This is a genomic window from Pseudomonas sp. SAS7 (assembly GCF_052112345.1).
In the GTDB taxonomy this organism is placed as follows: Bacteria; Pseudomonadota; Gammaproteobacteria; order Pseudomonadales; family Pseudomonadaceae; genus Aquipseudomonas; species Aquipseudomonas putida_Q.
In genome coordinates this window covers 219,908-246,128 of sequence record NZ_JBEGGO010000004.1, presented here as the reverse complement: position 1 = coordinate 246,128, position 26,221 = coordinate 219,908, and the positions used below count along the sequence as shown (strand labels likewise).

Below are 26,221 nucleotides of genomic sequence, written 5' to 3'. Positions count from 1 at the left end.
GTAACCCGGCGGGCCGGCTCAGAGCATCGAAACCTGGTTGCGCTGCGCCTGCTTGAGGAAACTGGTCAGCTCACGGGCCGACAGCGGCTTGCTGTAGTGATAGCCCTGGCCCTCGTGGCAGCCCTGGGCAACGATGTAGGTTTCCTGTTCGGCGGTTTCCACCCCTTCGGCAATTACCTGCATGCCCAGGCTCTTGCCCAGCTGGATGATGGCCCTGACGATGGTGGCGTCGTCATCGTCGTCCAGCAGGTCCTGAACGAAGCTCTTGTCGATCTTGATCTTGTCCAGCGGCAGTGATTTGAGGTAGCTGAGCGACGAATAGCCTGTGCCGAAGTCGTCGATGGCAATCAGCGCCCCGGAGCGGCGCAGGCTCAGCAGGTGCTGGGCGGCCGTGCTGATGTCTTCCATCAGGCCGGTCTCGGTCACTTCCAGCTCCAGGCTGCGTGGCGGCAGGCGGTAGGCCTGCAGCAGGTTGTTGACCACCCGCGGCAGTTCACTGTGGTGCAGCTGCACGGTGGACAGGTTGACCGCCATGCGCAGCTCGCTGAAGCCTTGATCGTGCCATTCGCGCAGTTGCCGGCAGGCCTGGTCCAGTACCCATTCGCCGATGCTGATGATGCTGCCGTTCTGTTCGGCCAGCGGAATGAACTGGTCCGGCGGGACCATGCCCAGCTCCGGGTGCTGCCAGCGCAGCAGCGCCTCGACGCCGACCACGCGGTGGTCGCGGTAGCTGATCTGTGGTTGGTACACCAGGTACAGCTGGTTGCGCGGCAGGGCTTCGCGCAGGTCCTTTTCCAGCTCGCGCCGGCGACGCATTTCGCTGTCGACGCTGGCGATGTAGAACTGGTAGCGGTTGCGCGAACGGGCCTTGGCCAGGGTCATGGTCTGTTCGGCTTTCTGCAGCAGCTTCTCGGTGCTGTCGCCGTCTTCGGGGAACAGGGTGATGCCGATGGTGGCGCGCAGGCGGATCTGCTGGTGGTGGTCGAGGTCGAAGGGCACTTCCAGGTCGTCGAGGATGCTTTGCGCCAGTTCGGCCGCCTCGTATGGCTGCTCGATATTGGCCTGCACCAGGGCAAACTGGTCACCGCCCAGCCGCGCCAAAGCGCCGAGGCGGCCGCTGTGGGCCCGCAGGCGGTCGGCCAGGGCCAGTAACAGTTGGTCACCGACCTGATAGCTGAACTGCTCGTTGATGCCCTTGAAGTCGTCCAGGCCCACGCACAACACCGCCACACGGTGTTGCAGGCGGCCGCCGTCGACGAGAATCTTGTCCAGCTGCTGCTGCAGTTGCTGGCGGTTGGGCAGGCCGGTGAGGAAATCGTACTGGGCCATGCGCTGCAGGCTGTTTTCGGCTTCATGGCGCAGGTGGGTGTTGCGCTCGATCGAGGCCAGCAGCTGGTTGGCAGTGTTGACCCACAGGCCCAGTTCGTTCTTCTCGTGGCCCTTGAGCAGCGGTATCTGGTGCTGGCTCGGGCGGTCGGGGTTGATCTGGGTGAGGTGCTCGATAATCTTCGACAGCGGTTTGGTCAGCAGCCAGTGGTAGACCAGGTACAACACCAGGCCCATGGCCAAGGCCCGCAGTACGCCGGAAATGAAGATGATCACCGCATTGATCAGAAAGTCTTCGCCGTAGGACGAGGTATCGAGGGTAATGCTGAGGTCGCCGTAGTATTCGCTGTAGGGACCGCGGCCGACCAGTTGCGTGGTGTAGGTGCGTTCCTGGCCGAGGATGGGGTCGGTCAGCCAGCGCATGGACATGTCCCGCAGCGGGCGGGACTTTTCGGCCAGCATGGTTTCGTTGGGGTGGCCGATGGACGCCATGCGCACCGACTCGTCCTGGAACAGGCCTTCCATTACCTGCATGCCCATTTCACGGTCGAGGCTGTACACCGCCTGGGTGGAGGGGTCGCGGAACATGTCGAGGATGCGCTGGGCATCGTTGTTGACGGCCTGGCGGGTCTTGTAGGTGTCGTAGACAATTTGCGCACAGCTGAGCACGACGCCAACTGCCAACGCCGACAGCAGCACGACCCTGAGCAACTTGACCGACAAGCTGTTCCGCAATTCCAGCTTCAATGGGGTTTCCTTAATCCATGCGCATGGCATCATTTTGCCATCAACGATGACGATACACTATCGGCCGATCATGAGGATTGTATCGGTTGCCTGACCCCGCAACTTGAGTGCGCTGTATCAATCTTCCAGAGCTTTGATGTTAGCGCGCTATGCGGGCTGAGCAAGCAAAACCGTTCAGGCCGTTTCGCGGCCGACACAGGCACAAAAAAACCCGGCACATGGCCGGGTTTTCTGATCAAGGCTGGATGACTCAGGCCTTGAAGGTCTTCCCTTCGAACTGCTCGGCAACGAAGGCCCAGTTGACCAGGTTCCAGAACGCCTCGACGTACTTCGGACGCAGGTTGCGGTAGTCGATGTAGTAGGCGTGCTCCCAGACGTCGCAGGTCAGCAGCGGGGTGTCGCCGCTGGTCAGCGGGCAGCCAGCGCCGATGGTGCTGGCCAGGGCCAGGGAACCGTCAGCTTTCTTCACCAGCCAGCCCCAGCCGGAACCGAAGGTGCCAACCGAAGTCTTGGTGAACTCTTCCTTGAACTTGTCGAAGGAACCGAAAGCGGCGTTGATGGCTTCAGCCAGGGCACCGGTAGGCTGGCCGCCGCCATTTGGCGACAGGCAGTTCCAGTAGAAGGTGTGGTTCCAGACCTGAGCGGCGTTGTTGAAGATGCCGCCCGAAGAGCTCTTGACGATCTCTTCCAGGGTCTTGCCTTCGAATTCGGTGCCTGGGACCAGGTTGTTCAGGTTCACGACATAGGTGTTGTGGTGCTTGTCGTGGTGATACTCCAGGGTTTCCTTGGAGATGTGCGGCTGCAGGGCATCGTGGGCGTACGGCAGCGGCGGCAATTCAAAAGCCATGGTGGATCTCCTGATTCAGGTCTAGTTCGCGGTTTGCGCAGGGCCGATCACGGGCGGCCCTATGAGCGTCGGCGAGTTTGTACTCTTTGCGACGCAAGGGGTCGATCATAGCACCAGCCCCGGCGCATAACCACGCAACAAACATAGGGAATAGAGGTTCCGCAGCGGTTGGCGGGTACCGACCAGTGGTGGTCGTTTCCCGGCCAACCGATGTGTGCCGGGCCATGCAGGCCAAAGGTCAGTTGAAGATCAACTGCGCCGCCACCGCGAACATCATCACCGCAACCATCAGGTCGAGCATGCGCCAGGTCGCCGGGCGGGCCAGCCACGGTGCCAGCCAGGCCGCACCGATCGCCAGGGTCGAGAACCACAGCAGCGAGGCACTGGCTGCCCCGGCCACATAGGCGCCAGGCTCGGTCTGCTGGGCGCCCAACGAGCCGATCAGCAACACCGTATCAAGGTAGACATGCGGGTTCAGCAGCGTTACCGCCAGCGCACTGAGCAGTACGGCACGGCGCGAGCGCATGCCTTGGCCTTCCTGGTGCTGCAGGCTTTGTTTGGAAAAGGCACTGCGCAGGGCTTTGGCGCCGTACCAGATGAGGAACAACGCGCCGCCCCAGCGCGCAACGGCCAGCAAGGTCGGGTTTTGCGCCAGCACCGTGGCCAGGCCGAATACCCCGGCAGCCACCAGCAGAGCGTCACAGACGATGCAAAGCGCCGCTACCGGCAGGTGATGCTCGCGGCGAAGGCTCTGGGCGAGGACGAAGGCATTCTGGGTGCCGATGGCCATGATCAGGCCGAAGGCCACCAGCATGCCGTTGAGATAGCTTTGCCACATGGCGTGCTCTCCATAAATGGACCTGAAAGATGCTGGCCATTGTGGTGGCTCGCGCTGTATAAGAAAAACAAATAAAGCTGATCCGTCATTAGGAAAATCGATGTTCGACTATAAATTGCTGGCCGCCCTGGCGGCGGTGATCGAACAGGGTGGTTTCGAGCGTGCCGCGCAAGTGCTGGGCTTGTCGCAGTCGGCCATTTCCCAGCGCATCAAGCTGCTTGAAGCGCGGGTCGGGCAACCGGTGCTGGTGCGTGCCACGCCGCCCAGCCCGACCGAAGTTGGCCGGCAATTGCTCAACCATGTGCAGCAGGTGCGCCTGCTTGAACGCGACCTGCAGCGCCAGGTACCGGCGCTGGACGAGGAGGGCATGCCGGAACGCCTGCGCATCGCCCTTAACGCCGACAGCCTGGCCACTTGGTGGGCCGGCGCGGTGGGCAACTTCTGTGCGCAGCAGAACGTGCTGACCGACCTGGTGGTAGAAGACCAGGAAGTGGGCCTGAAACGCATGCGGGCCGGCGAAGTAGCGGCCTGCCTGTGTGGCAGTGAACGCCCGGTAGCCGGGGCGCGCAGCCTGTTACTGGGGGCCATGCGCTACCGGGCGTTGGCCAGCCCAGGGTTCATGGCGCGGCATTTCCCCCAGGGCTTTGTCGCCAGCCGCCTGGCCCGCACCCCGGCGATCGTGTACGGCCCGGATGATTTCCTGCAGCACCGCTACCTGGCATCACTGGGCATCGAGGACGGCTTCCTGCACCACCTGTGCCCGTCCTCCGAAGGTTTCCTGCGCATGACCGAGGCCGGGCTGGGCTGGGGGCTGGTGCCCGAATTGCAGGCTCGAGAGCAATTGGCCAGCGGGCAGTTGGTGGAAATCTGCAGCGATACCCCCATCGACGTGCCGCTGTACTGGCATCATTGGCGCAATGGCGGGCAATTGCTCGCGCAACTGACCGACCACCTGCGGCACACCGCACGGCAGTGGCTGGTGCCCTTGTAGCCACGGTTGGCGTCAGTTGCATCTGAAATCTGGCAAGATGGAGTCTTACATGCGAATTCTGGTCACCGGCGCGAGTGGCTTCATTGGCGGGCGCTTTGCGCGCTTTGCCCTGGAGCAGGGCCTGGACGTGCGGATCAGCGGCCGCCGCGCCGAGGGGGTCGAGCACCTGGTCAAGCGCGGCGCCCAGTTCATCCCTGGCGACCTGGGTGACCCAGAGCTGGCCCGCCGCCTGTGCCAAGGCATTGAGGCGGTGGTGCACTGCGCCGGCGCAGTGGGCAACTGGGGGCGCTATCAGGACTTCTACCAAGGCAATGTGGTCGTCACCGAAAACGTGGTCGAGGGGTGCCTGAAGGAACATGTGCGGCGCCTGGTGCACCTGTCGTCGCCGTCGATCTATTTCAATGGCCGTTCGCGCCTGGACATCCGTGAAGAGCAGGTGCCGCGGCGTTTTCACGACCACTATGGGCAGACCAAGCACCTGGCCGAGCAAAAAGTGTTCGGTGCCCAGGAGTTCGGCCTCGAAGTGCTGGCGCTGCGCCCGCGCTTCGTCACAGGCGCCGGCGATGCCAGCATTTTTCCGCGGCTGATGCAGATGCAGCGTAAAGGCCGCGTGGCGATCATTGGCAACGGCTTGAACAAAGTCGATTTCACCAGCGTGCACAACCTCAACGAAGCACTGCTCAGCGCGTTATTCGCCGACGACCGTGCGCTGGGCCAGGCCTACAACATCAGCAACGGCCAGCCGCTGCCGCTGTGGGACGTGGTCAACTACGTGATGCGCCAGATGCAACTACCGCAGGTTACCCGCTACCGTTCCTACGGCCTGGCCTACAGCCTGGCCGCGCTGAACGAGGCGGCTTGCATGCTGTGGCCGGGGCGCCCGCAACCGACCTTGTCGCGCCTGGGGATGCAGGTGATGAGCCGTGATTTCACTCTGGATATCAGCCGCGCCCGACAGTACCTGGACTACCAGCCCAAGGTCAGCCTGTGGACAGCGCTGGATGAATTCTGCGGCTGGTGGAAGCATTTGCCGCCTGGGCAGTGAAGCCGCGGGAGTGACGATGGTCATGAACGAGACGCGCTTGCGGTTTATACTCGTGCCTCTTTGCGACTACCGCGGTTGAATGTATCCATGCGTAACCATGCTCACGATGACTTCGATGACGTGCCCAGCTTGCGGGCGGGCACCGTTGATGATGACGAACTGATGCCGGCGCACGTGGTGCGCAGCCGCCAGAAATCCGCCCGTGGTGCCAGCACGGCGCCGTTGTGGGCGCTGCTCGGGGCTTCTTTCATTGCGTTGGCGGGCCTGGGCTGGTGGAGCTTCCAGCAGATCTCGCTGATGGAGCAGCAATTGGTGGCGACGCAGGAGAGTTTTGCCCGCATCAGTGAAGAAGCCGCCGGGCGTTTGCAGGCGATCAGTGGCAAGGTCGAGGCCAGCGAGTCCGGTGTCACTACCAGCAGCGAGGCACTGAAGCTGCAGTTACGCCAGTTGCAGCAGGGGGTAGCCGGGCAGACCGGCGACCTTGGCAAGCGCCTGGAGCAGGTGCTGGCCGATACCCGTGAACAGCAGAAGGCTGTGACCGAGCTGCAAAGCCAGCTGCAGGCGCAGTTGAAGCTGGTGAATGGCGAGCTTGCCGCGTTGCGTTCGGGACAAGTTGATGGTGGCAGGCTGGACACCCAGCTCAAGAGCCTGAGCGAGCAGGTGGCCGCGTTGAAGGCCGCCCAGGTGGAGGGTGACAAGCTGGACGGGCAACTCAAGAGCCTGGGCAGCGATGTGGCGGCGCTGAAGAAGCAGGGTAACCCGAGCGCTGCCATTCAGAACCTGGAGCAGGACATGCTGGTGCTGAAGAGCCAGATTGACAACCGCCCGGCTGCTGCGGCGTCCGGTGGTGCGTCGGTGCAGGAGTTTGATGCGTTCCGGGCGCAGACGACGCGCAACCTGAATACACTGCAGAGCCAGATTCAGAACCTGCAGCAGCAGATCAACGCCCGGCCGTGACGCCGTAGGGGAGGGCGTTGCCCTCCTATCGCGACACTAGGCCGATCCCACAATGTACGGTGTACGCCGATCCATTGTCGGAGCGGCCTGGTGTCGCGATAGGGCCGCAAAGCGGCCCCGGCAATCTTGATTACAACCGCGGATAATCGATGTACCCCACCGGCCCCTTGCCATAGAAGGTCTCAGGCCGCGCCTCGTTCAACGGCGCATCCGCCGCCAGCCGCGCCGGCAGGTCGGGGTTGGCGATGAACGGCACACCAAACGCCACCGCATCGGCCTTGCCACTGGCCAGGGCCGCATTGGCACTGGCTTTGTCAAACCGCTCGTTGACGATATACGGGCCGCCGAATGCTTGTTTGATCATTGGGCCGATGCTGTCGTCGGCTTCCCGCTCCCGTGAACAGATAAAGGCAATGCCCCGCTTGCCCAGCTCGCGAGCCACGTAACTGAAGGTTTCGGCGCGGTCGTCATCACCCATGTCGTGAGCATCGGCACGCGGCGCCAGGTGCACGCCTACGCGGTTCGCACCCCACACTTCGATGGCCGCATCGGTCACCTCCAGCAGTAGGCGTGCACGGTTTTCCAGCGACCCGCCGTAGCGGTCGGTGCGCTGGTTGGTGCTGCTCTGCAGGAACTGGTCGAGCAGATAGCCGTTGGCGCCGTGAATCTCTACACCGTCGAAACCGGCAGCTTTGGCGTTTTCAGCACCGCTGCGGTAGGCCTCGACGATGTCGTTGATTTCCTCGGTTTCCAGCGCGCGCGGGGTGGGATAGTCACTTAGCGGGCGCACCAGGCTTACATGGCCTTTGGGCTGGATCGCACTGGGGGCAACCGGCAGCTCGCCGTTCAGGTAGCTGGGGTGGGAGATGCGGCCGACGTGCCACAGCTGCAGGAAGATGCGCCCGCCAGCGGCATGCACGGCCTTGGTGACGTTGTTCCAGCCGCGCACCTGCTCATCGTTCCAGATGCCGGGGGTATCCGGGTAGCCGACGCCCATGGCAGTGACCGAAGTCGCCTCGCTGAGGATCAGCCCGGCGCTGGCGCGCTGCACATAGTATTCGGCCATCAGCGCATTGGGCACGCGGCCTTCGTCGGCACGGCAGCGGGTGAGCGGGGCCATGATGATGCGGTTGGGCAGTTGCAGGTCGCCCAGGGTGATCGGATCGAAAAGCGTGGTCATAACGGTTACCTGCCTTGTCAAAGTGCTTGGCGCAGTTGTTCGAGGAACGCCTCGATGGTGGCTTCGTTGCGTTTGAAGAAGTGCCATTGGCCGATCTTCTGGCTGCTGATCAGCCCGGCGCGCTGCAAGGTGGCCAGGTGAGCGGAGACGGTCGACTGCGACAAGCCGCAGCGTTGGTCGATCTGCCCGGCACACACACCGTTTTCGGTGCTGTGGTACTGGTCGGGGAATTGGGTTGCCGGGTCTTTCAGCCAGCTGAGGATTTCTCGCCTGACCGGATGGGCCAGCGCTTTTATGATTTCGTCGAGATCGAGAGGCATGGGTTGAGGCTCGTTGTAGCGGTATATCGCGATAGAACGAAATGTAAATCGCCCGTTCCCGATATACAAATACGAAGAGGTTCTGAGCTGAGTACCAATCGCTATATCGCGTTATAACGATATACAAGTGAGCGGTGCTAGACTGCGCTCATGAACTACCTCGCACACCTGCACCTGGGCGGCCCGGCGCCGCAACAACTGCTTGGCAGCCTGTATGGCGATTTCGTCAAAGGCTCGCTGGAAGGGCGCTTTCCGCCTGCACTGGAGGCGGCTATCCGGCTGCACCGGCATATCGACAGCTACACGGATCGGCACCCGTTGGTGCTGGCAGCCCTGGCGCGCTTTCCGCGTGAGCGGCGGCGCTTTGCCGGCATTGTGCTGGATGTGTTTTTCGACCATTGCCTGGCGCGGCATTGGGATGACTACGCCGATCAGCCGCTGGAGCAGTTTACTGGCGCATTTTATCGGGTGCTGCTGGCGGAGCCCGAACTGCCGGGGCGGCTGGCGCGGATTGCGCCGTTCATGGCGGCCGATGACTGGCTGGGGGCGTATGGCGATTTCGACACGCTGGAGCAGGTGTTCAACGGCATTGCCCGGCGCTTGTCGCGGCCTGAGGGCATGGCCGGGGTGATGGGGGAGCTTGAGCGGCTTTATGAGCCGCTGCTGGCGGATTTTCGCGAGTTCTATCCGCAGCTGCAGGCCTTTGCGGCGGCGCAGCGTAGGGCTGAGGGGTTGTAGCGCATGTGAGATCGAGCGCCGCCCGCGCGGCGCTTCGCAGCACAAGGCTGCTCCTACATCTGTTTCGGTCCAATTACGTCTGTACCAATGCGCGCGACCGCCTTGTTTGTCCGACACGATATCGAGGTGAACACCAAGGGACCGCGCGCCTATGCCCCAGGAATAACTGGCCCGAAACAGATGTAGGAGCAGCCTTGTGCTCCGAAGCGCCGCGCGGGCGGCGCTCGATCTCGCAGGCGCCAGCTTGCTCACGCCGGGCTCAGGCAGCCCGCGCCTGCCGCCTTGGCACTGCTTCAACTTCTTCAACCCCAAACAGCGCCAAGTGAATCGCCTGCTGCGCCTGCAATGCCAGCACCGCACGTTCCTTGCCCACGCTGCCGATGGGTGGCAGCAAGTGAATGCACACCTCGCCCCGTGGCTGGGCAAACAGGCGCATCAGGTGCGACACCAGATCATCATCGCCAATGAACGGCGCAATCGGGTCGATCTGGCCATCGCGCAGGTACTGGATGGCCACCGGCTGCACCGCCACGCCCCGGTCGATGGCGCCTGCCAGCAGGCGGCCATGGAAGGTGCGCAAGGTGCGACCGCTGGTAGTGGTGCCTTCGGGGAATATCAGCAGGGGGCGGGCCAGCCCCAGTTGCCCGGCGATCTGTTCGCGCAGGCGCTGGCTGTCGCCACCACCACGGCGAATGAACAGCGTGCCGGCTTTTTCCGCCAGCCAACCCGCCACCGGCCAATGACGCACCTCGGCCTTGGACAGGAACGACAGCGGCAGCAGCATGCCGAGCAGGGGGATATCGGTCCACGAAACGTGGTTGCTCACCCACAGCATTGGCCGCTGCGGCAACTCACCCACTACCCGTACGTCGAAGGGCATGGCGGTGACCAGGCGTTTCATGAACAGGCATGACCAGCGCTGGCGGCGCTCCAGGGGGGGCTTGAAGCCCAGGCGTTCGCCGAGGGCAACAAGGCTGGCCATGAACATGCCCAGCAACAGCACCAGCAGCAGTCGGGTCAGGCGGGCTACTACCCGCAGCTTCGGCATCAGACTGCCGCCTTGAAGTGGCGGGCGTAGCGCGGGCACAGGTTATCGCGCTTGAGCAGGATGAACACGTCCGCCACCTGGAAGTCCTCGTCCCAGCACGGCTCGCCGCAAATCTTTGCGCCCAGGCGCATGTAGGCCTTGAGCAGCGGAGGCATTTCGGCGATGACGTTGCCCGGCAAGGCCAGGCTTGGTAGCGGGTTCTTCGGCTCGGCACGCAGGTGCTCGTTGCACAGGTAGCGTTCACGCAGGCGCTGCATCACGGCATGGGCCTGCACGCCGCCGTCCTGCATGGGGATGCTGGCGCAGCCCATCAGGTAGCTGTAGCGGCCCTCGTTGAGCACCTCGGCCAGTTCACCCCAGAGCACGGCGATGGTGCCGCCGTTGCGGTAGTCGGGGGCTACGCAGGTGCGGCCGAGCTCCAGGATCGGGCCCTGCAGCTGCAACAGGCCGTGCAGGCGAAATTCTTCTTCGCTGTAGAAGCGGCCCAGGCTGCTGGCGGCCTGGTGGTCGAGCAGGCGGGTTGTGGCCACCAGCTCGCCGGTGCTCAGGTCGCGTACACCAATGTGGCGGCAGTGCACGTCGTAGTCGTCCATGTCCAGCCCGTGCTCGGCACCCTTGAGCTTGGCCTTGAATTCTGCGCTGAACACTTTGAAGCGCAGGGCCTGGGCCTCTTGCAGCGCCGCGGCGCCAACCAGGCGTTCGGCTTGCAGACGGCGTTCAGTGCTGTTGTCGCCAGAGTGAGCGATCCGAGTCATTACGAGTCTCCATAAGCCAGCCATGAAGGGTTGCGGCCGGTCGGCTTTGTTGTGCAAAGTCAGCCTAGGTAGACGCGGTGTCACCCCTGTGAATCTTTGGTGATGCTTGCGTGACACCCCCGAACCTTGACCAGAAAGCCCCAGCAAGGAGCCGTCCCATGGCCTGGTTGCAACGATTGAACGACCCGCTTCGCCACGCGTTGGCGGGCACGCTGGGCGAAACCTACGCCGCGCTGCTCGAGCGCCTCGGCCCGGTTGCTCCCTTTGAACTGGCGGCACTGGGCGGGCGCGCGATGGCTACGCCAGGCCTGGCTTTCCTGGTGGGTTACCAGGCCGCCTTGCGCGTGCTGTGGCCCAGTGCACCGCCCAGCCTCGGCGCCCTGTGCGCCACCGAGCGGCGCAGCGTGCGGCCGGCGGACATGCGCACGCGCCTGGACGGCTTGCGGCTGACCGGCAGCAAGGACTTCGTCACCGCCGGGCTGGAAGCGGAGTGGCTGCTGGTGGCGGCGCGCAGTGAAACGGCTGGCGCGGCGCCACAGTTGAACCTGGCGGTGGTCTACCCCGGGGAGCCTGGCGTGACGCTGGAGCCATTGCCGACCCTGCCGCTGATGCCGGAGGTGGGCCATGGGCGCTTGCTGCTGGAACAGGCGGCGTGCGAGTTGCTGGCCGGTGACGGCTGGGATGCCTATGTGAAGCCGTTTCGTTCGCTGGAGGATTTGTATGTGCTCACGGCGCTGACGGCCTGGTTGTATGGCGTGGGGCAGGAAAGCGCCTGGCCACAGGATTTACGGCTGCAGCTGCTTGGGCTGCTTGCAGGGTGTGCAGAGGGCAGTCGGCAGTGTGCTGATAGCGTGGGTTGCCATTTGTTGCTGGGCGGGTTGTTTGCGCAGTTCCAGGCATTGCGGGGGGCGATCGATGCGGCCCTGGCGGCAGGGCCGGTGCATTGGGCGCAAATCTGGCAGCGTGACCAAGGGGTGATGACCCTGGCCGCGGCGGCGAGAGAGAAGCGGCTGAACAAGGCTTGGGTGGCTGCGGGATTGTCATGAATGCCTGATAGGTTTTTGTGAACCGATCAATCTTGGGGCCGCTTTGCGGCCCCAAAATTTCGAGCCTGAAACGCAATGCTGAAAGGTCTGCTACTGGTTCTTTGCCTGGCCTTGGCAACCGCCGAAGCCGAGGAATGGCCTGATCCTGCCTGGCAGAACGACCCTGCCACGTTCGACTGGCAAGCCGTCGACGCCTACGCCTTCCCCCCTCGCACTGCCCCCGACCGCAGCGGCATCCGCACCGACGCGCTGCTGATCATCCGCGACGGCCGTATCCTCCACGAGCGCTACACCGCCCCCACCACTGCCGCCACCGCGCACCTGACCTGGTCGATAAGCAAGAGCGTACTTGCCACGCTGCTGGGCGTGGCCCAGGGTGAAGGGCGCTTCCAGCTACAAGATCCGGTCACCCGTTTCTACCCCGGCATGCGCGCTCATCCCGGTGTACGCATGGCCGATCTGCTGCACTGGGCCAGTGGCCTGGACTGGCAGGAAGACTACGAATACGCTCCGCTCAAATCCTCGGTGGTGGCCATGCTGTATACCCGTGGCCGCGGGGACATGGCGGCCTATACGGCGGCGCGGGGTTCGTCGGCCAGCCCTGGCGAGCGTTTTGTCTATTCCAGCGGTGACAGCAACCTGCTGGCCGCTGCACTGCGCGGCATGCTCAATGCCGGACAATACCCCGACTACCCTTGGCACGCGCTGTTCACCCCGCTGGGTATCGACAGCGCGGTGTGGGAGCGTGACCGGGCGGGCACCTACGTGGGCTCTTCCTATCTGTACCTCAGCGCCCGTGACCTGGCGCGTATCGGCTTGCTGATGCAGCGCGACGGCCGTTGGCAAGGCCGGCAACTGCTGCCCAGGGCCTGGGTGGCCTTCAACCGTAAAGCGTTTGACCATGCCGAACCTGTGCCGGGTGAGGCCAATCCTGGCGGCCACTGGTGGCTCAACCAGCCGCTGGCCGGCGCCGCGCGGCCTTGGCCGAGTGCGCCCGAAGACACCTACGCCGCCCTTGGCCACTGGGGCCAGGCGTTGTACGTATTGCCCGCGCAAAAGCTGGTGATCGTGCGCTATGCCGATGACCGCGACGGCAGTTACCAGCACGACGAACTGCTCAAGCGGGTACTGGCGGCATTGGCCTGGGAGGGCAGATGAAGCGGGCCTTGTTGGTGGTGCTGCTGGGCCTGTTGTTCTGGGCCTGGCAGGAGCGTCAGGCGCTGGGGGATTTCCCCGGCATTCTCTCGGCCTATTCAGCCAAGGAATACTGCTCGTGCCGCTTCGTCATGGGCTTTGAGCAGGCCTACTGCCAAGGTTATGTAAAGCAATGGCTGCCGCTGAGCCTGCTGGAGGAAAACAGCCAGCAACGGCTAATCACCGCCGAGGGGCTGGGGCGGCGCAACCAGGCTGCCTGGCAAGGCGGGCGCGAGGGCTGCCGCTTGCTGCCATGAAGGCGTGCGGGTAAGGTTGGCGGCTTGGTTTCACGAGATCTGTCATGTTCAAACTGTCCCGTCTACTGCCCGCCTTGTTGCTGGCTTTGTGCCTGCCCGCCCACGCCAATTGGCACCTTGATGGCGAATCGTCGCGCCTGTCGTTCATTACCGGCAAGAACGGTGACACCGCCGAAGTGCACCGCTTTCTGGTGCTGCATGGTACGGTCGACCGCAAGGGCGTGGCGGGGCTGAGCATCGAGATGGACTCTGTGAGCAGCGGCATCCCGCTGCGTGATGAGCAAATGCGCGACAACCTGTTCGAGGTCGGGCGCTTCGCCGAGGCCACAGTGAAGGCGCAGATCGATTTGCGGCCGATCAATGACCTGGCCGATGGTGCGCAGATCGAGTTGCGCCTGCCGCTGACGGTCACCTTGCACGGCCAGTCGCACAGCTACAACGCCCTGCTGCTGGCCACTCGCCTGGATGCGCGGCGCTTCCAGGTTGTGACCCTGGAACCGCTGCTGCTGCGCGCCGAGGATTTCGGTTTGCTGCCGGGCCTGGAAAGCCTGCGCAAGTTTGCCGGGCTCAAGTCCATCAACCCGTCGGTGCCGGTTAGCGCGGTGCTGATTTTCACTGCCCGCTGACATGCCGGGGCCGGTATTCCCCTGGCGGGATGGCAACCAGTTCGAACTGCTGATCGACGGCCCCGAGTTCTTTCCGCGCATGCTGGCGGCAATAATGGGTGCCGAGTTTCAGGTTGACCTGGAGCTGTACCTGGTGGAAGCCGGCGCTTGTGCCGAGGCGGTAGTCGAAGCGCTGGAGCAGGCCGCCCAGCGTGGCGTGCGGGTGCGCTGCCTGTTCGATGACTATGGCTCGCTGGCCTTCAACAGCGCCCTGCGCCAGCGCCTGCTGGAAGCCGGTGTGTACCTGCGTTGGTATAACCGCCTGCGCTGGAAGCGTGGCCTGCGCAACCTGTACCGCGACCACCGCAAGCTTTTGCTGGTGGACGAACGCTGGGCGGTGGTGGGCGGCACGGGCGTTACCGACGAGTTCTGGAAGCCGGGCGACGCGACCAGCGAGTGGCATGAGGTGATGGTGCAGATCCAGGGGCCGGTGGTGACCGACTGGCAACTGCTGTTCGACCGCCAGTGGTCCGCCAACAACCGCCGTACCGCCTGGCGCCCTGCCGAAGGCTTCGGCCTGCCGCGCCTGCCCAAGGCCCCTGCCCATGGGCAGGGCATGGGCCGGGTGGCCTATGCCGACGCCCGCCAGCACCAGGACATCCTGCATTCGCTGGTACGGGCCCTGAACAGTGGCAAGCAACGGGTATGGCTGGCCACGCCGTACTTTCTGCCGACCTGGAGCGTGCGCCGTTCGTTGCGCCGTGCTGCCAGCAAGGGGCTTGATGTGCGGCTGTTGCTGACCGGCCCACGCACCGACCACCCGTCGGTCCGCTACGCCGGGCACCGCTACTACCCACGCCTGCTGCGCGCCGGGGTGCGGATTTTCGAATACCAACCGTGCTTCCTGCACCTGAAGATGGCCGTGGTTGACGACTGGGTCAGCGTCGGTTCGTGCAATTTCGACCACTGGAACCTGCGTTTCAACCTTGAGGCCAACATCGAGGCGCTGGACCCGCCGTTGACGGCAGCGGTGGTGGCCAGCTTCGAGCGCGACTTTGCCTTGAGCGAGGAGGTCGACCTCGATCACTGGCATGCTCGCCCGCTGTGGCGCCGGGTGAAGCAACGGATCTGGGGCTGGATCGACCGACTGGTCGTCAACGTGCTCGACCGCCGTGACTGACAGCGGCTATCGTGCATTGACAGTTTACCGAAGGAGTGGGTGCTATGACGGCGAAGAAGATTCTTATGCTGGTGGGTGACTACGTCGAGGATTACGAGGCGATGGTGCCGTTCCAGGCCCTGAGCATGGTGGGCCACACGGTGCACGCGGTTTGCCCGGAGAAACTGGCGGGTCAGACCGTGCGTACTGCCATCCATGATTTTGAGGGTGAGCAGACCTACAGCGAAAAGCCGGGGCACAACTTTGCCCTGAATTATGACTTTGTGCGGGTGCGAGCCGAGAGTTATGACGCGCTGCTGATCCCGGGTGGCCGAGCGCCGGAGTACCTGCGCCTGGATGAAAAAGTGCTGGCGCTGGTACGGGCATTTGACCAGGCTGGCAAGCCGATTGCGGCGGTGTGCCATGGTGCCCAGCTGCTGGCGGCGGCGGGTGTGCTGGAGGGGCGCGAATGCAGCGCGTACCCGGCGTGTGCGCCGGAAGTGCGTCTGGCGGGCGGCACGTTCATCGACATCGCGGTGGACCAGGCCCATGTGGACGGCAACCTGGTGACCGCCCCGGCATGGCCAGCCCACCCGGCGTGGCTGGCGGCATTTCTGAAGGTGCTGGGTACCCGTATCGCCTGACCGGGCCCCTTCGCAGCACAAGGCTGGTCCTACAGGGACCCCACAACACTCAGGTCTTGTGCTGGCCCTGTAGGAGCAGCCTTGTGCTGCGAAGAGGCCGGTACAGGCAATGCAGCTCTGTCAGGCTTAGGCTACTTGCTCTACCCAGTCATTGAGGTTGTAGTAGTTGGTCACCCGGGCAATCTTGCCGCAGTGGATATAGAAAAAAGCCCCCGCCGGCAGCACATAGGTCTGCCCGTTGGCTGCCGGCAACCCTTGGTCATCGGCCAGGTATTCGCCATGCACGGTGAACTCCGCCGCCACGCGGCTGCCGTCGGCGTTCTGCATCACCACGATATCGGCCAGGCGCTCGCGGTAGCAGCGGTTCATCTTGTCCATGAACGTGGCAAACCTGGCCTTGCCCATCTGCCGCTCGCCCTGGTTGATGTCGTGGATCACGTCCTCGCTGAGCAGGGTGAGAACGCCCGGCATGTCGCCCGCGTTGAGCGCGGCGTAGTAAGCATTTACCAGTTCGGTAGCGGTCATGGAACAGTACCTGTCGTGTAGGGAAAAGGCGGCTCGCTGCCTCGGATGATAGGGTTTCCCCTCAAGCCCGGCATAGCCGAGCGCGTCATCCACATCGACAAAATGACCGCCAAGCATGGAAATCCGCCTGCTGCACGGCGCCGCTATCGCGCCTTACATCGATGACCTCGCTCGCCTGCGCCTGGCTGTACTGAGCGAGTTTCCCTACTTGTACGACGGCAACCCGGACGACGACGCCGACTACCTGGCCAGCTATGTCCGTTCCGGGCGCAGCCTGGTTGTGTTGGCCCTGGACGATGGCCGGGTGGTCGGGGCCTCGACCGCCTTGCCGCTGATGGATGGCACCCCCGCGTTCCGTCAGCTGTTCAGGGCTCAGGGTCGCGACCCTGCCAGCGTCTATTTCTTCGGGGAGTCGCTTGTGCTGCCGCAGTACCGTGGGCAGGGCCTCGGGGTGCGCTTTTTTATCGAGCGTGAATCCTATGCGCACACGCTTGCCGAGTTCGATTACTGCGTTTTCTGCGCCGTCGAGCGACCCGGCGTGCACCCCAGGCGCCCCCCCGACTACAAGCCCTTGCAGGGTTTCTGGCGCAACCGGGGTTTTCTGCACGAACCGTCGTTACGCACCACCTGTGCCTGGCGAGACCTGGGTGAGCAAGCAGCGTCCGAGAAGATCATGTCGTTCTGGCTGAAAGAGCTGATGACATGAAAATCTCGGCAGCGCGGCGCTACCAGGGGCAATCGGCCAGGCTCCGTGTACCCAACATTGCCAGGGGATCAGAGGCACGCCCCAGATGACGGTTTTCAGCCCCAGGTTTCATACCTCGTTTTCGCCAACATGGTATTTCAGCGCGTGGCCGCCATCGCTGACGAGAAACTCGACGTAGTACTCGTTGCCGTGCTGGTCCAGTAGCAACCACGCACTGGGTGCCTCATTGAGCGAGTTGTAATGCCTTACGTAAAAGCGCCTGTAGTAATGATGAATGACCATGTGGTTGGGTCGTTCTACAAACGCTTCGCCTGAATCAGGGGAGATCGCTTCGAAGTTTTCCCCCACGCCCAGGGCTGTCACTTTCGATTCCTGGCTGTAGTCGTTGGTCAGCTCGAATGAGATAAGGGCGTGGTCATGATTGTGCCGCTCATAGAAGGGCGTGTTTGAAGGCGTCACCAGTGCGGTGCTTTCGACCAGGATGAGCTTGGGATCGGCAAAACCAAAGTAGCTGACCGTCTCTTTGACCTCGTCGTCCCAGTGGCTATTCGCATTGGGCGACTTGTAGGTGAAGGAGGCGCCCGGTTCAAGGTGGAACGCCTTGTCATGCGGGGGCGGTGGTGTGATGGACTCAATGACCACCGATGAGACGAAGGGGCTGGTGTTGGTTATGGCGTAACTGCTCTCATCCTTGAACATCATTGCGTAGATCTGGGTGAGCGTACCGCCAGGGCGTTTGGATGTGACGTAGAAGATACGGCGAATGCTGTTTGCGGTTTTTTCGGTGAGCGCGCTGGGGGCGCCCCCGTACGCAGCATGATAAACAAACCGCTTATCTCGCTCCTTGGACGCGAACAGGTCGGGGTGATCCAGCAGGCGGGGTTCGCCGTCTTCATCAATCAGCACCAGCGACAGGCTATCGAGGCTCTCTTCGCTGATGGTTTCCCCTTTGCGCGGCTCCAGGGTGACAGTCACCTCGACTTGCTGCCGGCCATTGGCATACAGGCGGTTGGAGCTGGAGGTGATATCCAGTCGAAAGCGGGTGAGCCAATGATTGTCGATCTTTAAGCCGTTCATTTCGAGACACTCTTTGATGGAGGAGTGTCCAGTGAAATGGATTCTGATCGCTGCCTGACGGTATATAAATGAATCAGATCAGTGATTGCAGGGACGTTGCAGCACCACCGGATGGCGGTGTGTTCGCTAATGTCCTGCGGAAAAAAAACACCCTGCGAAAGCGCAGCCATCGCAGGGTGTTGGTTTGAAGCGCTAGCAACCGATCTATCGAGAAACGGTTACTCTTGCCTCAATGCTGCTTCACTTCACTTCACTTCTACTGCCAGGCTTTGGGCAATCTTGCTCTGCCACAGGGCAGGGCCAGTGATGTGCACCGACTCACCGTTGCTGTCTACGGCGACGGTAACCGGCATGTCCTTGACCTCGAACTCGTAGATCGCTTCCATGCCCAGCTCGGCGAAGGCCAGGACCTTCGACTTGCGGATGGCCTGGGCCACCAGGTAGGCAGCGCCGCCAACGGCCATCAGGTACACGGCCTTGTTGTCCTTGATCGCTTCGATGGCGGTCGGGCCACGCTCGGACTTGCCGATCATGCCCAGCAGGCCGGTTTGCTCAAGGATCTGGCGGGTGAACTTGTCCATGCGGGTAGCGGTGGTCGGGCCAGCTGGGCCTACCACTTCGTCACCGACCGGGTCGACCGGGCCTACGTAGTAGATGAAGCGGCCTTTCAGGTCCACCGGCAATTCTTCGCCACGGTTGAGCATTTCGACCATGCGCTTGTGCGCGGCATCGCGGCCGGTCAGCATCTTGCCGTTGAGCAGGATGGTTTCGCCCGGTTTCCAGCTGGCGACTTCTTCCGGGGTGATGTCGTCGAGGTTGACGCGGCGGGCACTTGGGCCGGCTTCCCAGACGATTTCCGGGTAGGCGTCCAGCGACGGCGCTTCCAGTTCGGCCGGGCCGGAGCCATCGAGCACGAAGTGGGCGTGACGGGTGGCGGCGCAGTTGGGGATCATGCACACCGGCAGCGACGCGGCGTGGGTCGGGTAGTCCATGATCTTGACGTCGAGCACGGTGGTCAGGCCACCCAGGCCCTGGGCACCGATGCCCAGCTGGTTGACCTTCTCGAACAGCTCCAGGCGGATTTCTTCCAGGCGGTTCTGCGGGCCACGGGCTTTCAGTTCGTGGATGTCGATGGATTCCATCAACACTTCCTTGGCCATGACGGCGGCCTTCTCGGCGGTACCGCCGATGCCAATGCCGAGCATGCCAGGCGGGCACCAGCCAGCGCCCATGGTCGGAACGGTCTTCAGCACCCAGTCGACAATCGAGTCGGACGGGTTGAGCATGGCCATCTTCGACTTGTTCTCCGAGCCGCCGCCTTTGGCTGCGACATCGACCTCGACCTTGTCGCCAGGGACGATGGAGTAGTGGATCACTGCCGGGGTGTTGTCCTTGGTGTTCTTGCGGGCACCGGCCGGGTCGGCCAGGATCGAAGCGCGCAGCACGTTTTCAGGCAGGTTGTAGGCGCGACGCACACCTTCGTTGATCATGTCGTCGACGCTCAGGGTGGCGCCGTCCCAGCGTACGTCCATGCCCACGCGCACGAACACGGTAACGATACCGGTGTCCTGGCAGATTGGGCGGTGGCCGGTGGCGCACATGCGCGAGTTGATCAGGATCTGGGCGATGGAATCGCGCGCAGCAGGCGACTCTTCACGCAGATAGGCCTCGTGCATGGCCTGGATGAAATCGACGGGGTGGTAGTACGAGATGAATTGCAGGGCGTCGGCGACGCTCTGAATCAGGTCGTCTTGCTTGATCACGGTCATGCAGCGCGCTCCTCTTAAAGACGGGAACATTCATAAAGACGCTCGACGGTGCCGACCAGCATGTCGAAACGCCTTGCAAGGCGCCGGCAGGTCAGGCCGGCGGAAAAAGGCGCGGCAGTATAGCGCGCATCTGTGCCGGGCACACCTTCGGCCGGTCTGGACCATGGTCGGCAGCGGGCAGGCACTGTTCTTGCTGTCTGGCTGAAGAGATAGGATGCTTGACGGGGGCGGCTTTGCAGCCCAATCGTCGGCAAGCCAGCTCCCACAGGAGTGCACCAGCCCTGTAGCTTGCACCGACCTGTGGGAGCTGGCTTGCCGGCGATTGGGCCGCAAAGCGGCCCCGGCAAGATAAAGAGCCAGGAGAGATAGCTGACAATGCCCGAAATTTGCGTGGGCGAGCGCCGCTGGGCGGTGCCGACCGGCAGCAACCTGCTCGATGCCTTGAACGAGGCCGGGTTGAATGTGCCCTATAGTTGCCGCGCCGGGAGCTGCCATGCCTGCCTGGTGCATTGCCTGGACGGGCTGCCTGCGGACGCCTTGCCCGAGGCATTGGCGCTGGAGAAACACGCCCAGGGCTGGCGACTGGCTTGCCAGTGCCGGGTAGTGGGTGACCTGCGTGTGGCGGTGTTCGACCCGCAGCAGGATGGCATTCCCGCACAGGTTTGCGCACTGGACTGGTTCGGTGACGTGCTGCGCCTGCGCCTGCGGTCAGAGCGAGTACTGCGTTATCAGGCAGGTCAGCATGTGCTGCTGTGGAACGGTTCGCTCGCCCGGCCTTATTCACTGGCAAGCCTGCCGGGCGAAGACGACTTTCTTGAATTTCATATCGACTGCCAGCGCCCTGGTGCCTTTTGCGACAAGGCCCGCTGCCTTGAGGTCGGCGACGTGCTGCGCCTGGGTGAGCTGCGGGGTGGGGCGCTGCATTACGAGCTGGACTGGCAAGCGCGGCCGCTGTGGTTGCTGGCCGCAGGCACCGGCCTTGCGCCGTTATGGGGCATCCTGCGCGAGGCGCTGCGTCAAGGCCATGAGGCTGACATCCGGGTGATGCACGTGGCCGCGACGGCGCAGCAGCACTACCTGACCGGGCCCCTGGCCGCTTTGGCCGGGCAGCACCCGAATGTCAGCGTGGAGTGGATCGTTGCCGACCAGCTGCAAGCCTGGCTGCAAGGCTTGCGCCTGTCGTCCCGGCACACCGTGGCCTTGGCGTGCGGTGCGCCGGGGCGGGTCGAGCAGTTTGCGCGGCGCTTGTTCATTGCCGGGTTGCCGCGAAATCAGTTGTTTGCCGATCCATTCGTCGACCGGGCGCCGCAGTGATACCAGCAGGCTATTGAGGGAAATACAGCCTGCCAGTCGCCAGCTCCTTGTCGGGGGCCGCGGAAAACGGCCCGGTGTGGCCCATCAGCTGGCGCCATGTGGATATCTGCTGCCTGGGCAGATTGCTGGTCTGACTCGTCACTTCAAGTGATTGCATGAAACCTGCGTGATGCACCCAGATGGGTTTGTCATAGCCGTGTACCGGCCGCTGCAGCACATTGGCAATGCGCTGTGCTGCACCACTCTTGCCGCCATAACAGGCCAGCAGGACGATGGGTTCGTTGTCGGCCATGCCGGCAAGGCGCGGTGCTATTTCCCGCAGGGCAACACGTACGGCATCTTCCACCTGGCCTGCGCCGTTCATCAATTGGCCAGCTTTGCTGCCGTGGGTTTCGAAGGCGCGAATGCCTTGCCCCAGGAAGTTGTAATGCATGGCGACGTCGTTGGCCACACCGTTGGCCGAGTAGATCACGGCGGTGTTTTGTACCTGCCGGGGGGCGGGCGTCATCGGGCTGGCGAATGCCCGCTTGGCATTGGCTCGGCCAGGTGAGCGGAGCGCTTTGCTGGCGACTTTGGCCGAGCCGGGCGCCATGCCGATAACGGCGCTGGCCAAACCGGTACCCAGTGATATCCAGCCCAGTACGCTGGCGGCCTTTTCATCCGCGCCACTGGCTTGCATTGCCATGCTGGCGATGCCGGTGCTCAGGGAAATGGCGTTCAGTGCGGCATTGCTGATGGCCAGCGCTGCACTGCCGGTCAGCGCGCTGCCGCCATACAGGGCGACAACGGCGGGCACGGCGGCGCCTAGCGTGCTGATCGCGGCCGCTGCGCCAACCGCCAGGCCCACGCCTGCGATTGTCCAGCCGACCCAGCTGTGGCCATCGGGGTCGATGCGGTTGACCGGGTCACCGGCGCAGTACGCGTAGGCATTGAGCCCACCACGGTCGAATGGGCTGTCACTGTCGGGGCTGAGGAAGGTCATCAGCACGGGGTCGTATGGACGGTAGCCGGCAGGGATGTACCAGCCGGTCAGCGGTTCGCGGCGCAGCCCGGCAAAGCCGAACGGAACTTGCTGGTCGTTGTCGGGCTCGGCGCCATGCGGGCTGTAGTGGTGCTGGCGCAGTTGCTCGTCGGCGTGCAAGCGTACGCTGCCCTGGCCATCGCAGCCAATCAGGCGGGTAGTGCACTCGCCATCAACCTTGCAGCGCAAGGCAAACACTCCGGCGCCTTCGCCGATCAGTCCCAGGCGCTGCTCACCGTGCTGTTCGTGGGTCAGCTGGCCGGCGCTGTAGAAGCTGCGTACCCGGCCACTGTCCAGTTCACGTTGGCAGAGGTTACCGCTGGCGTCGTAGTGATACTGGCAGCTAGACCCGCTGTGTTCGACGCGTACCAGGCGGTCGAGGCTGTTCCAGGTCAAGTTGCGGCCCAGGCTGTCGGCGATGAGTCGGCCGCAGGCGTCGTAAGTCAGTTCGATCTGGGCCGGCCAGCTTGGGTGGGTATGGGTAATCGTGCTGATCTGGGTAGGGTCGTGCGCAGCGTAGCGAAACTCAGCTTCGTCCTGGCTGCCGTCGGCGAAGGTGCTGACGACTCGCTGATAACCGTCCAGCGGGTTGAGGATGTAGCGCTGTTCGACGATGGGGTTGCCGAACGGATCGAGTGGCGCGCCCTCGGGGCTGGCGCGGTAGCGTACCAGGCGGCCCCGCAGGTCGTAGTCGAAATACTCTTCGGCGCCGTCGACGCTGCGCTGGATCACCTGGTCGAGGGCGGAATACGCCAGGGTCAGGGTGATGCTTCGCTCCCCGGCGGCATCGCTTACGGTGTAGACGCTGCGCTGTTCGCGGCCCATGGTGTCGTAGCTGATCCACCTGGTCAGGCGCCGTGCGCGGGCCGGGTCGTGGGTAGTAATGCTAAGCGGGCGGGAGAGGGCGTCGTAGCAGAACTCGGTTTGTACGCCGTCAACCTCAAGGCGCTGCAGGCGCCCGAACCGGTCGAGATGGCGGTGGTGTTCGACCCCCGCAGCGTCGATGAAACCCACTGGCAACCCGTTGAGCGAATGGCGCCAATGGGTGCTGTGCTCGACCTGGTCGACGTTCCAGCCATCGCGCAGGGGCAGCCCGGAAGGTGTGCGTTGCCAGCTGAGGCTGCCGAGCCCGCCGCTGGCACCGGTCGGAATGCCGAGCGTCGTGTGATAGGTCAGCTGCTGCTCGGCTTCGCCCTCGGCTGCAGTGCCCAGCAGGGCATTGCCCAGCTGAGGTTCGTAGCGGTAGGTCACGCGCTGGCCGTCGGCCAAGGTGTTGGCGACGGGCGGCAGTTGGCCTGGCCGGTAGTGGTATTGGGTGGTGCGCCCGGCAACCTGAACCGAACGTTGCCGGCCAAGGCCATCGAAGGTCTGACGGCCGAGTATCCAAGTGGTATCGCTCATGCGTGTGCCTCCCCGGTGTCCAAGCTGACGGCAATGCTTTGCGGGTGATGGCCATCACTGTGCTCGGCGAAGGTCCAGTTCACCACGGTATTGTCCGGCAGGCGCTTTTCGATGATGCGTGAGTAGGCGTCATGGCGCATGCGGGTGACGATGTCGGGTGAACCTTCGACCTGGATGCGCTGCTCGATGACCCGGTCGAGGCCGTCGCGCAGCAGTAACAAGGTGCGGGTGCGTTGCCCGCGCGTATCATAATCCTGCTGTTCCACCAGGCTGCCTGCGGCGTTGCGCAAGGTTACCTGGCGCGGCCCCATGAGCTTGCCTGCCGCTTGCCACTGTTCGCTGCGGCGGGTGATGGGGTCGTGACGCAGATGCTGATCGATGCCTTCCAGGCTGGTGACCTGGCAGGCCTGGCCCCAGTCGTCATAGCGGGTGGTGCGGGTCAGGGTTAGCAGGTTGTCGGCCTTGAACCAGTCCAGCGAGGTCTGGCTGACCAGGCGGCCGAGCGCATCGTAGTGGTTGCGGCTGGTTTCGTGGAATACGCCTGGGCTGTTATCGAGGTCCTCGAGGTGGACGCTCACAACTCGGCCTTCGCCATCGAGCCATTGGCGCTGTCGGCGGCCGGTGATATCGACCTGCTCGATCAATACCGGGTTGTATTGACCGTTCGGCCGGACTTGTCTGGCGAACGGGTCGTTGAGGTGATAACGGGCCAGACGCTCGGTCTGATAAGGGCTGTCTGCGGCAGCCCTGGTACGCACCACCCGGCCTAGTCGGTCATATTCATAACGGGTGATGGCACCACTGTCGTGCCGCTCCCAGAGGGTCTGGCCGGTGAGCAGTGATTGCGCATGAGCTGTGCACGAGCGGTTTTCTTCATCGTTCTCGAAGCCCTGGAGGGTCACTTCGGTGACCAGTTCATGCTCTGTGACACTGTAGCTGTAAAAGGTGGTCGTGCACTTGCCGTCAATTGTGACGACGCTCTTTTCTTCCCGGCCATAGGTGGCACCTGCAGTGGTCAGGTAGAACTGCCGGGTGTGTTCGATCACCCGGCCCTCCGGGCCTTCGAGCTGCTCGCTGGCCACCAGCAGGTGTGGCAATGCGCCTTCGATCAGCGAAGGCAGCGCCTGGTAGGTATAGGTGGTGCTCAGGACAGGCGCCGCACCCTTGGCAATGATGGGGACAACGGTCTTTTTCCTGAGCAAGCGCACTCGGCCGAGAGCGTCTGCGGGGCAGCCTTCGGCACCTTCTGCCGGGTAATACTCGTAGCGTTCCTGAACGCCGCTGGGGAAAAGCACGCGCAGTGGGTTGCCAAAGTCATCATAGGCATAGCGGGTGCTCTCGCTGCGGCTTTCGCCGGGGCGGGAATGATCCAGATAGGTGACCGATACTTCGTGGGGCAGCTGGCACCAGGCCGGTTGCTCCTCCCAGCTGAGTGCCGGGTCGACGCCGTACAGCGTCCGCTCACGTGTTTCGCATTGCCCCCGGCGGGTCACTTCACTTACCTGCAGGTGGAAACGGTCCCAGGTGCGCTCGACTGTGCCCAGAACTTTACCTTGGCCATCGGTCTGTTCTTCCACCACCTGGTATAGGTAGTCGCTGTTGACCTGGTAGAGGTTGTCCCGCCCGCTCTGCCATTCGAACGCCTGGTCACTGCCATAGCCCAGGTGGTTGTGATCCCCTATCCACTGGTAGCTGCGCTGGAGTTCACTGCCCGGGCCAGCGCTGGTATGGGTCCAGGACATGACGCGTGGCAGGAAGGCCAGGGGGCCGCCCTCGGGCATGCGCAGGCCTTCGCTGTCCTGGGACCAGTGGACGATGTCGCGTGCACCGAGTGGGCCGACAAAGCTGCGTGGCAACAGAAGCTGGCCTTGACCTGGCAGGTTCAGGGCGTCGTACTCGATTTCGAACGGCTGGTCGATGTCAGGCAGGTACAGGTGGCTCAGGCACTCATTGCTCAGTAACACACGCACAGTAGCGGCCTGGGCCGTTTGAGGATTGAGCACGAAACGCAGTTCACTGGCTTCGTTTTCCAAGGCCAGCAACGTACGGGTTTCATCGCGGATCCTCGCCAGCATCGATATGCCGTCGCTGAAGGGTCGCCAGTCGAAATACAGGCGGCGCCCTTCGGGGGAACGCATCTCCTCAAGCAAGTAGCGGGCGCTGTCGTCCTGTTGGCGAAGAATCTCGCTTTCGCCGGTTTGCTTGTCCACCCGCAGTGCGCCATCGGCTTGCCGGGTGACCGTGAAGGTAGGCAGTTTCTGATCGAAGAACACCAGCCGGCCGCCGCTACCTGGGTCGGAATTCATCAGGTCGATCGCAAAATGCTCGCCTGAAGCCAGGCTCAGGCGCGGTCTATCCTGATCAAGGTTGATCTCCGATAGCCCCAGGTTCCAGCCCAGGCCATAGCCACGGTTACTGGAGGAGGCCAGGGTGCTGAAGGCCAGTGTCACGCTCAGCGCTGGCCCGCACAGCTGGTTGGCCGGGGGCAGTGGCAGGGCTATGGCCAGGGAGAACTGGCCCGTTCGGTTGTCGACGGCGGTCTTGAAGCAATCAAGAAAGTTGCCGGCTTGGGAGTGTAGTGCAGCGTCACTCATGATCAGGTTCTCGTCATCGAGGTGAAGAGAACCCATTCAACGACACGCGGCCGATGAGCTGGCGCTAGATAAGTCTTGGAGCAGAGACGTCGCTATGAAAAAAAAAAGCCCCGACAG

24 protein-coding genes are annotated in these 26,221 nt (G+C 63.3%); 12 read left to right on the top strand and 12 right to left on the bottom strand.

The window, feature by feature from the left end; all coding sequences use genetic code 11:
- Window positions 1-18: 18 nt before the first annotated feature.
- The 3 genes from ABI582_RS09145 to ABI582_RS09135 all read right to left on the bottom strand — a co-directional run bounded on the left by ABI582_RS09145 (window position 19) and on the right by ABI582_RS09135 (window position 3,758).
- Window positions 19-2,073: a putative bifunctional diguanylate cyclase/phosphodiesterase gene (locus ABI582_RS09145; protein ID WP_019473880.1), complete on the bottom strand. Its 2,055-nt coding sequence runs from the start codon at window positions 2,071-2,073 to the stop codon at window positions 19-21.
- A gap of 250 nt (window positions 2,074-2,323) precedes the next feature.
- Window positions 2,324-2,920 carry a superoxide dismutase gene (locus ABI582_RS09140; RefSeq protein WP_012312902.1) on the bottom strand — a complete coding sequence of 199 codons (597 nt, stop codon included), beginning with the start codon at window positions 2,918-2,920 and terminating at the stop codon, window positions 2,324-2,326.
- 238 nt (window positions 2,921-3,158) lie between these two features.
- Window positions 3,159-3,758 (bottom strand): LysE/ArgO family amino acid transporter, encoded by a 600-nt coding sequence (locus ABI582_RS09135; RefSeq protein WP_049273246.1) that lies wholly within the window; start codon window positions 3,756-3,758, stop codon window positions 3,159-3,161.
- Between the two features lie 100 nt (window positions 3,759-3,858).
- On the opposite strand from ABI582_RS09135, the gene ABI582_RS09130 reads away from it, so the two are divergent.
- The 3 genes from ABI582_RS09130 (at window position 3,859) to ABI582_RS09120 (ending at window position 6,751) form a co-directional block, all read left to right on the top strand.
- Window positions 3,859-4,749 (top strand): LysR family transcriptional regulator ArgP, encoded by an 891-nt coding sequence (locus tag ABI582_RS09130; protein WP_132842340.1) that lies wholly within the window; start codon window positions 3,859-3,861, stop codon window positions 4,747-4,749.
- Between the two features lie 49 nt (window positions 4,750-4,798).
- Window positions 4,799-5,794 carry an NAD-dependent epimerase/dehydratase family protein gene (locus ABI582_RS09125; RefSeq protein WP_338745107.1) on the top strand — a complete coding sequence of 332 codons (996 nt, stop codon included), beginning with the start codon at window positions 4,799-4,801 and terminating at the stop codon, window positions 5,792-5,794.
- Window positions 5,795-5,881: 87 nt separating this feature from the next.
- Window positions 5,882-6,751 carry an ATPase gene (locus ABI582_RS09120; protein WP_442119011.1) on the top strand — a complete coding sequence of 290 codons (870 nt, stop codon included), beginning with the start codon at window positions 5,882-5,884 and terminating at the stop codon, window positions 6,749-6,751.
- Window positions 6,752-6,881: 130 nt separating this feature from the next.
- Here ABI582_RS09120 and ABI582_RS09115 read toward each other — a convergent pair whose 3' ends face one another.
- Both ABI582_RS09115 and ABI582_RS09110 read right to left on the bottom strand, forming a co-directional pair.
- Window positions 6,882-7,931 carry an alkene reductase gene (locus tag ABI582_RS09115; RefSeq protein ID WP_442119010.1) on the bottom strand — a complete coding sequence of 350 codons (1,050 nt, stop codon included), beginning with the start codon at window positions 7,929-7,931 and terminating at the stop codon, window positions 6,882-6,884.
- Between the two features lie 17 nt (window positions 7,932-7,948).
- Complete coding sequence (locus tag ABI582_RS09110; protein WP_016498090.1) at window positions 7,949-8,251, bottom strand: ArsR/SmtB family transcription factor; 303 nt, start codon at window positions 8,249-8,251, stop codon at window positions 7,949-7,951.
- A gap of 150 nt (window positions 8,252-8,401) precedes the next feature.
- On the opposite strand from ABI582_RS09110, the gene ABI582_RS09105 reads away from it, so the two are divergent.
- Complete coding sequence (locus ABI582_RS09105; RefSeq protein ID WP_442119009.1) at window positions 8,402-8,989, top strand: ACP phosphodiesterase; 588 nt, start codon at window positions 8,402-8,404, stop codon at window positions 8,987-8,989.
- Window positions 8,990-9,248: 259 nt separating this feature from the next.
- Here ABI582_RS09105 and ABI582_RS09100 read toward each other — a convergent pair whose 3' ends face one another.
- Window positions 9,249-10,037: a lysophospholipid acyltransferase family protein gene (locus ABI582_RS09100; RefSeq protein WP_442119008.1), complete on the bottom strand. Its 789-nt coding sequence runs from the start codon at window positions 10,035-10,037 to the stop codon at window positions 9,249-9,251.
- Window positions 10,037-10,792, bottom strand: a complete 756-nt coding sequence (gene olsB, locus ABI582_RS09095; protein WP_442119007.1) for an L-ornithine N(alpha)-acyltransferase — start codon at window positions 10,790-10,792, stop codon at window positions 10,037-10,039. The genes ABI582_RS09100 and olsB overlap by 1 nt, the downstream gene beginning before the upstream one ends.
- 158 nt (window positions 10,793-10,950) lie before the next feature.
- Between olsB and ABI582_RS09090 the strand changes: the two genes are divergently transcribed.
- The 6 genes from ABI582_RS09090 (at window position 10,951) to ABI582_RS09065 (ending at window position 15,697) form a co-directional block, all read left to right on the top strand.
- On the top strand, window positions 10,951-11,838 hold the full coding sequence (locus tag ABI582_RS09090; RefSeq protein ID WP_442119006.1) for an acyl-CoA dehydrogenase: 888 nt from the start codon (window positions 10,951-10,953) through the stop codon (window positions 11,836-11,838).
- A gap of 75 nt (window positions 11,839-11,913) precedes the next feature.
- Window positions 11,914-12,996, top strand: coding sequence for a serine hydrolase domain-containing protein (locus tag ABI582_RS09085; protein ID WP_442119005.1), 1,083 nt, complete (start codon window positions 11,914-11,916; stop codon window positions 12,994-12,996).
- Complete coding sequence (locus ABI582_RS09080) at window positions 12,993-13,289, top strand: amidase (protein WP_338745099.1); 297 nt, start codon at window positions 12,993-12,995, stop codon at window positions 13,287-13,289. Before ABI582_RS09085 ends, ABI582_RS09080 begins: the two co-directional genes overlap by 4 nt.
- A 44-nt stretch (window positions 13,290-13,333) precedes the next feature.
- Window positions 13,334-13,915, top strand: coding sequence for a YceI family protein (locus ABI582_RS09075; RefSeq protein ID WP_019471184.1), 582 nt, complete (start codon window positions 13,334-13,336; stop codon window positions 13,913-13,915).
- 1 nt (window position 13,916) lies between these two features.
- Window positions 13,917-15,074, top strand: coding sequence for a phospholipase D-like domain-containing protein (locus ABI582_RS09070; RefSeq protein WP_442119004.1), 1,158 nt, complete (start codon window positions 13,917-13,919; stop codon window positions 15,072-15,074).
- A gap of 44 nt (window positions 15,075-15,118) precedes the next feature.
- Window positions 15,119-15,697 carry a DJ-1/PfpI family protein gene (locus ABI582_RS09065; protein WP_086975467.1) on the top strand — a complete coding sequence of 193 codons (579 nt, stop codon included), beginning with the start codon at window positions 15,119-15,121 and terminating at the stop codon, window positions 15,695-15,697.
- A gap of 126 nt (window positions 15,698-15,823) precedes the next feature.
- Here the strand turns inward: ABI582_RS09065 and ABI582_RS09060 are convergent, their stop codons facing one another.
- Complete coding sequence (locus ABI582_RS09060) at window positions 15,824-16,222, bottom strand: nuclear transport factor 2 family protein (RefSeq protein WP_442119003.1); 399 nt, start codon at window positions 16,220-16,222, stop codon at window positions 15,824-15,826.
- 115 nt (window positions 16,223-16,337) lie between these two features.
- On the opposite strand from ABI582_RS09060, the gene ABI582_RS09055 reads away from it, so the two are divergent.
- Window positions 16,338-16,928: a GNAT family N-acetyltransferase gene (locus tag ABI582_RS09055; protein ID WP_338745094.1), complete on the top strand. Its 591-nt coding sequence runs from the start codon at window positions 16,338-16,340 to the stop codon at window positions 16,926-16,928.
- 108 nt (window positions 16,929-17,036) lie between these two features.
- Here the strand turns inward: ABI582_RS09055 and ABI582_RS09050 are convergent, their stop codons facing one another.
- Both ABI582_RS09050 and ABI582_RS09045 read right to left on the bottom strand, forming a co-directional pair.
- Window positions 17,037-18,005, bottom strand: coding sequence for a hypothetical protein (locus ABI582_RS09050; RefSeq protein ID WP_442119002.1), 969 nt, complete (start codon window positions 18,003-18,005; stop codon window positions 17,037-17,039).
- 245 nt (window positions 18,006-18,250) lie between these two features.
- The gene (locus tag ABI582_RS09045) at window positions 18,251-19,774 is read right to left on the bottom strand and encodes a fumarate hydratase (RefSeq protein ID WP_012274004.1); all 1,524 of its coding nucleotides are present in this window, start codon (window positions 19,772-19,774) and stop codon (window positions 18,251-18,253) included.
- A 375-nt stretch (window positions 19,775-20,149) separates the two neighbouring features.
- On the opposite strand from ABI582_RS09045, the gene ABI582_RS09040 reads away from it, so the two are divergent.
- Window positions 20,150-21,088 carry an iron-sulfur-binding ferredoxin reductase gene (locus ABI582_RS09040; RefSeq protein WP_338745092.1) on the top strand — a complete coding sequence of 313 codons (939 nt, stop codon included), beginning with the start codon at window positions 20,150-20,152 and terminating at the stop codon, window positions 21,086-21,088.
- A gap of 10 nt (window positions 21,089-21,098) precedes the next feature.
- Here ABI582_RS09040 and ABI582_RS09035 read toward each other — a convergent pair whose 3' ends face one another.
- Both ABI582_RS09035 and ABI582_RS09030 read right to left on the bottom strand, forming a co-directional pair.
- On the bottom strand, window positions 21,099-23,510 hold the full coding sequence (locus tag ABI582_RS09035) for an RHS repeat domain-containing protein (protein ID WP_442119001.1): 2,412 nt from the start codon (window positions 23,508-23,510) through the stop codon (window positions 21,099-21,101).
- The gene (locus ABI582_RS09030; protein WP_442119000.1) at window positions 23,507-26,140 is read right to left on the bottom strand and encodes a hypothetical protein; all 2,634 of its coding nucleotides are present in this window, start codon (window positions 26,138-26,140) and stop codon (window positions 23,507-23,509) included. Before ABI582_RS09030 ends, ABI582_RS09035 begins: the two co-directional genes overlap by 4 nt.
- Window positions 26,141-26,221: the final 81 nt, after the last annotated feature.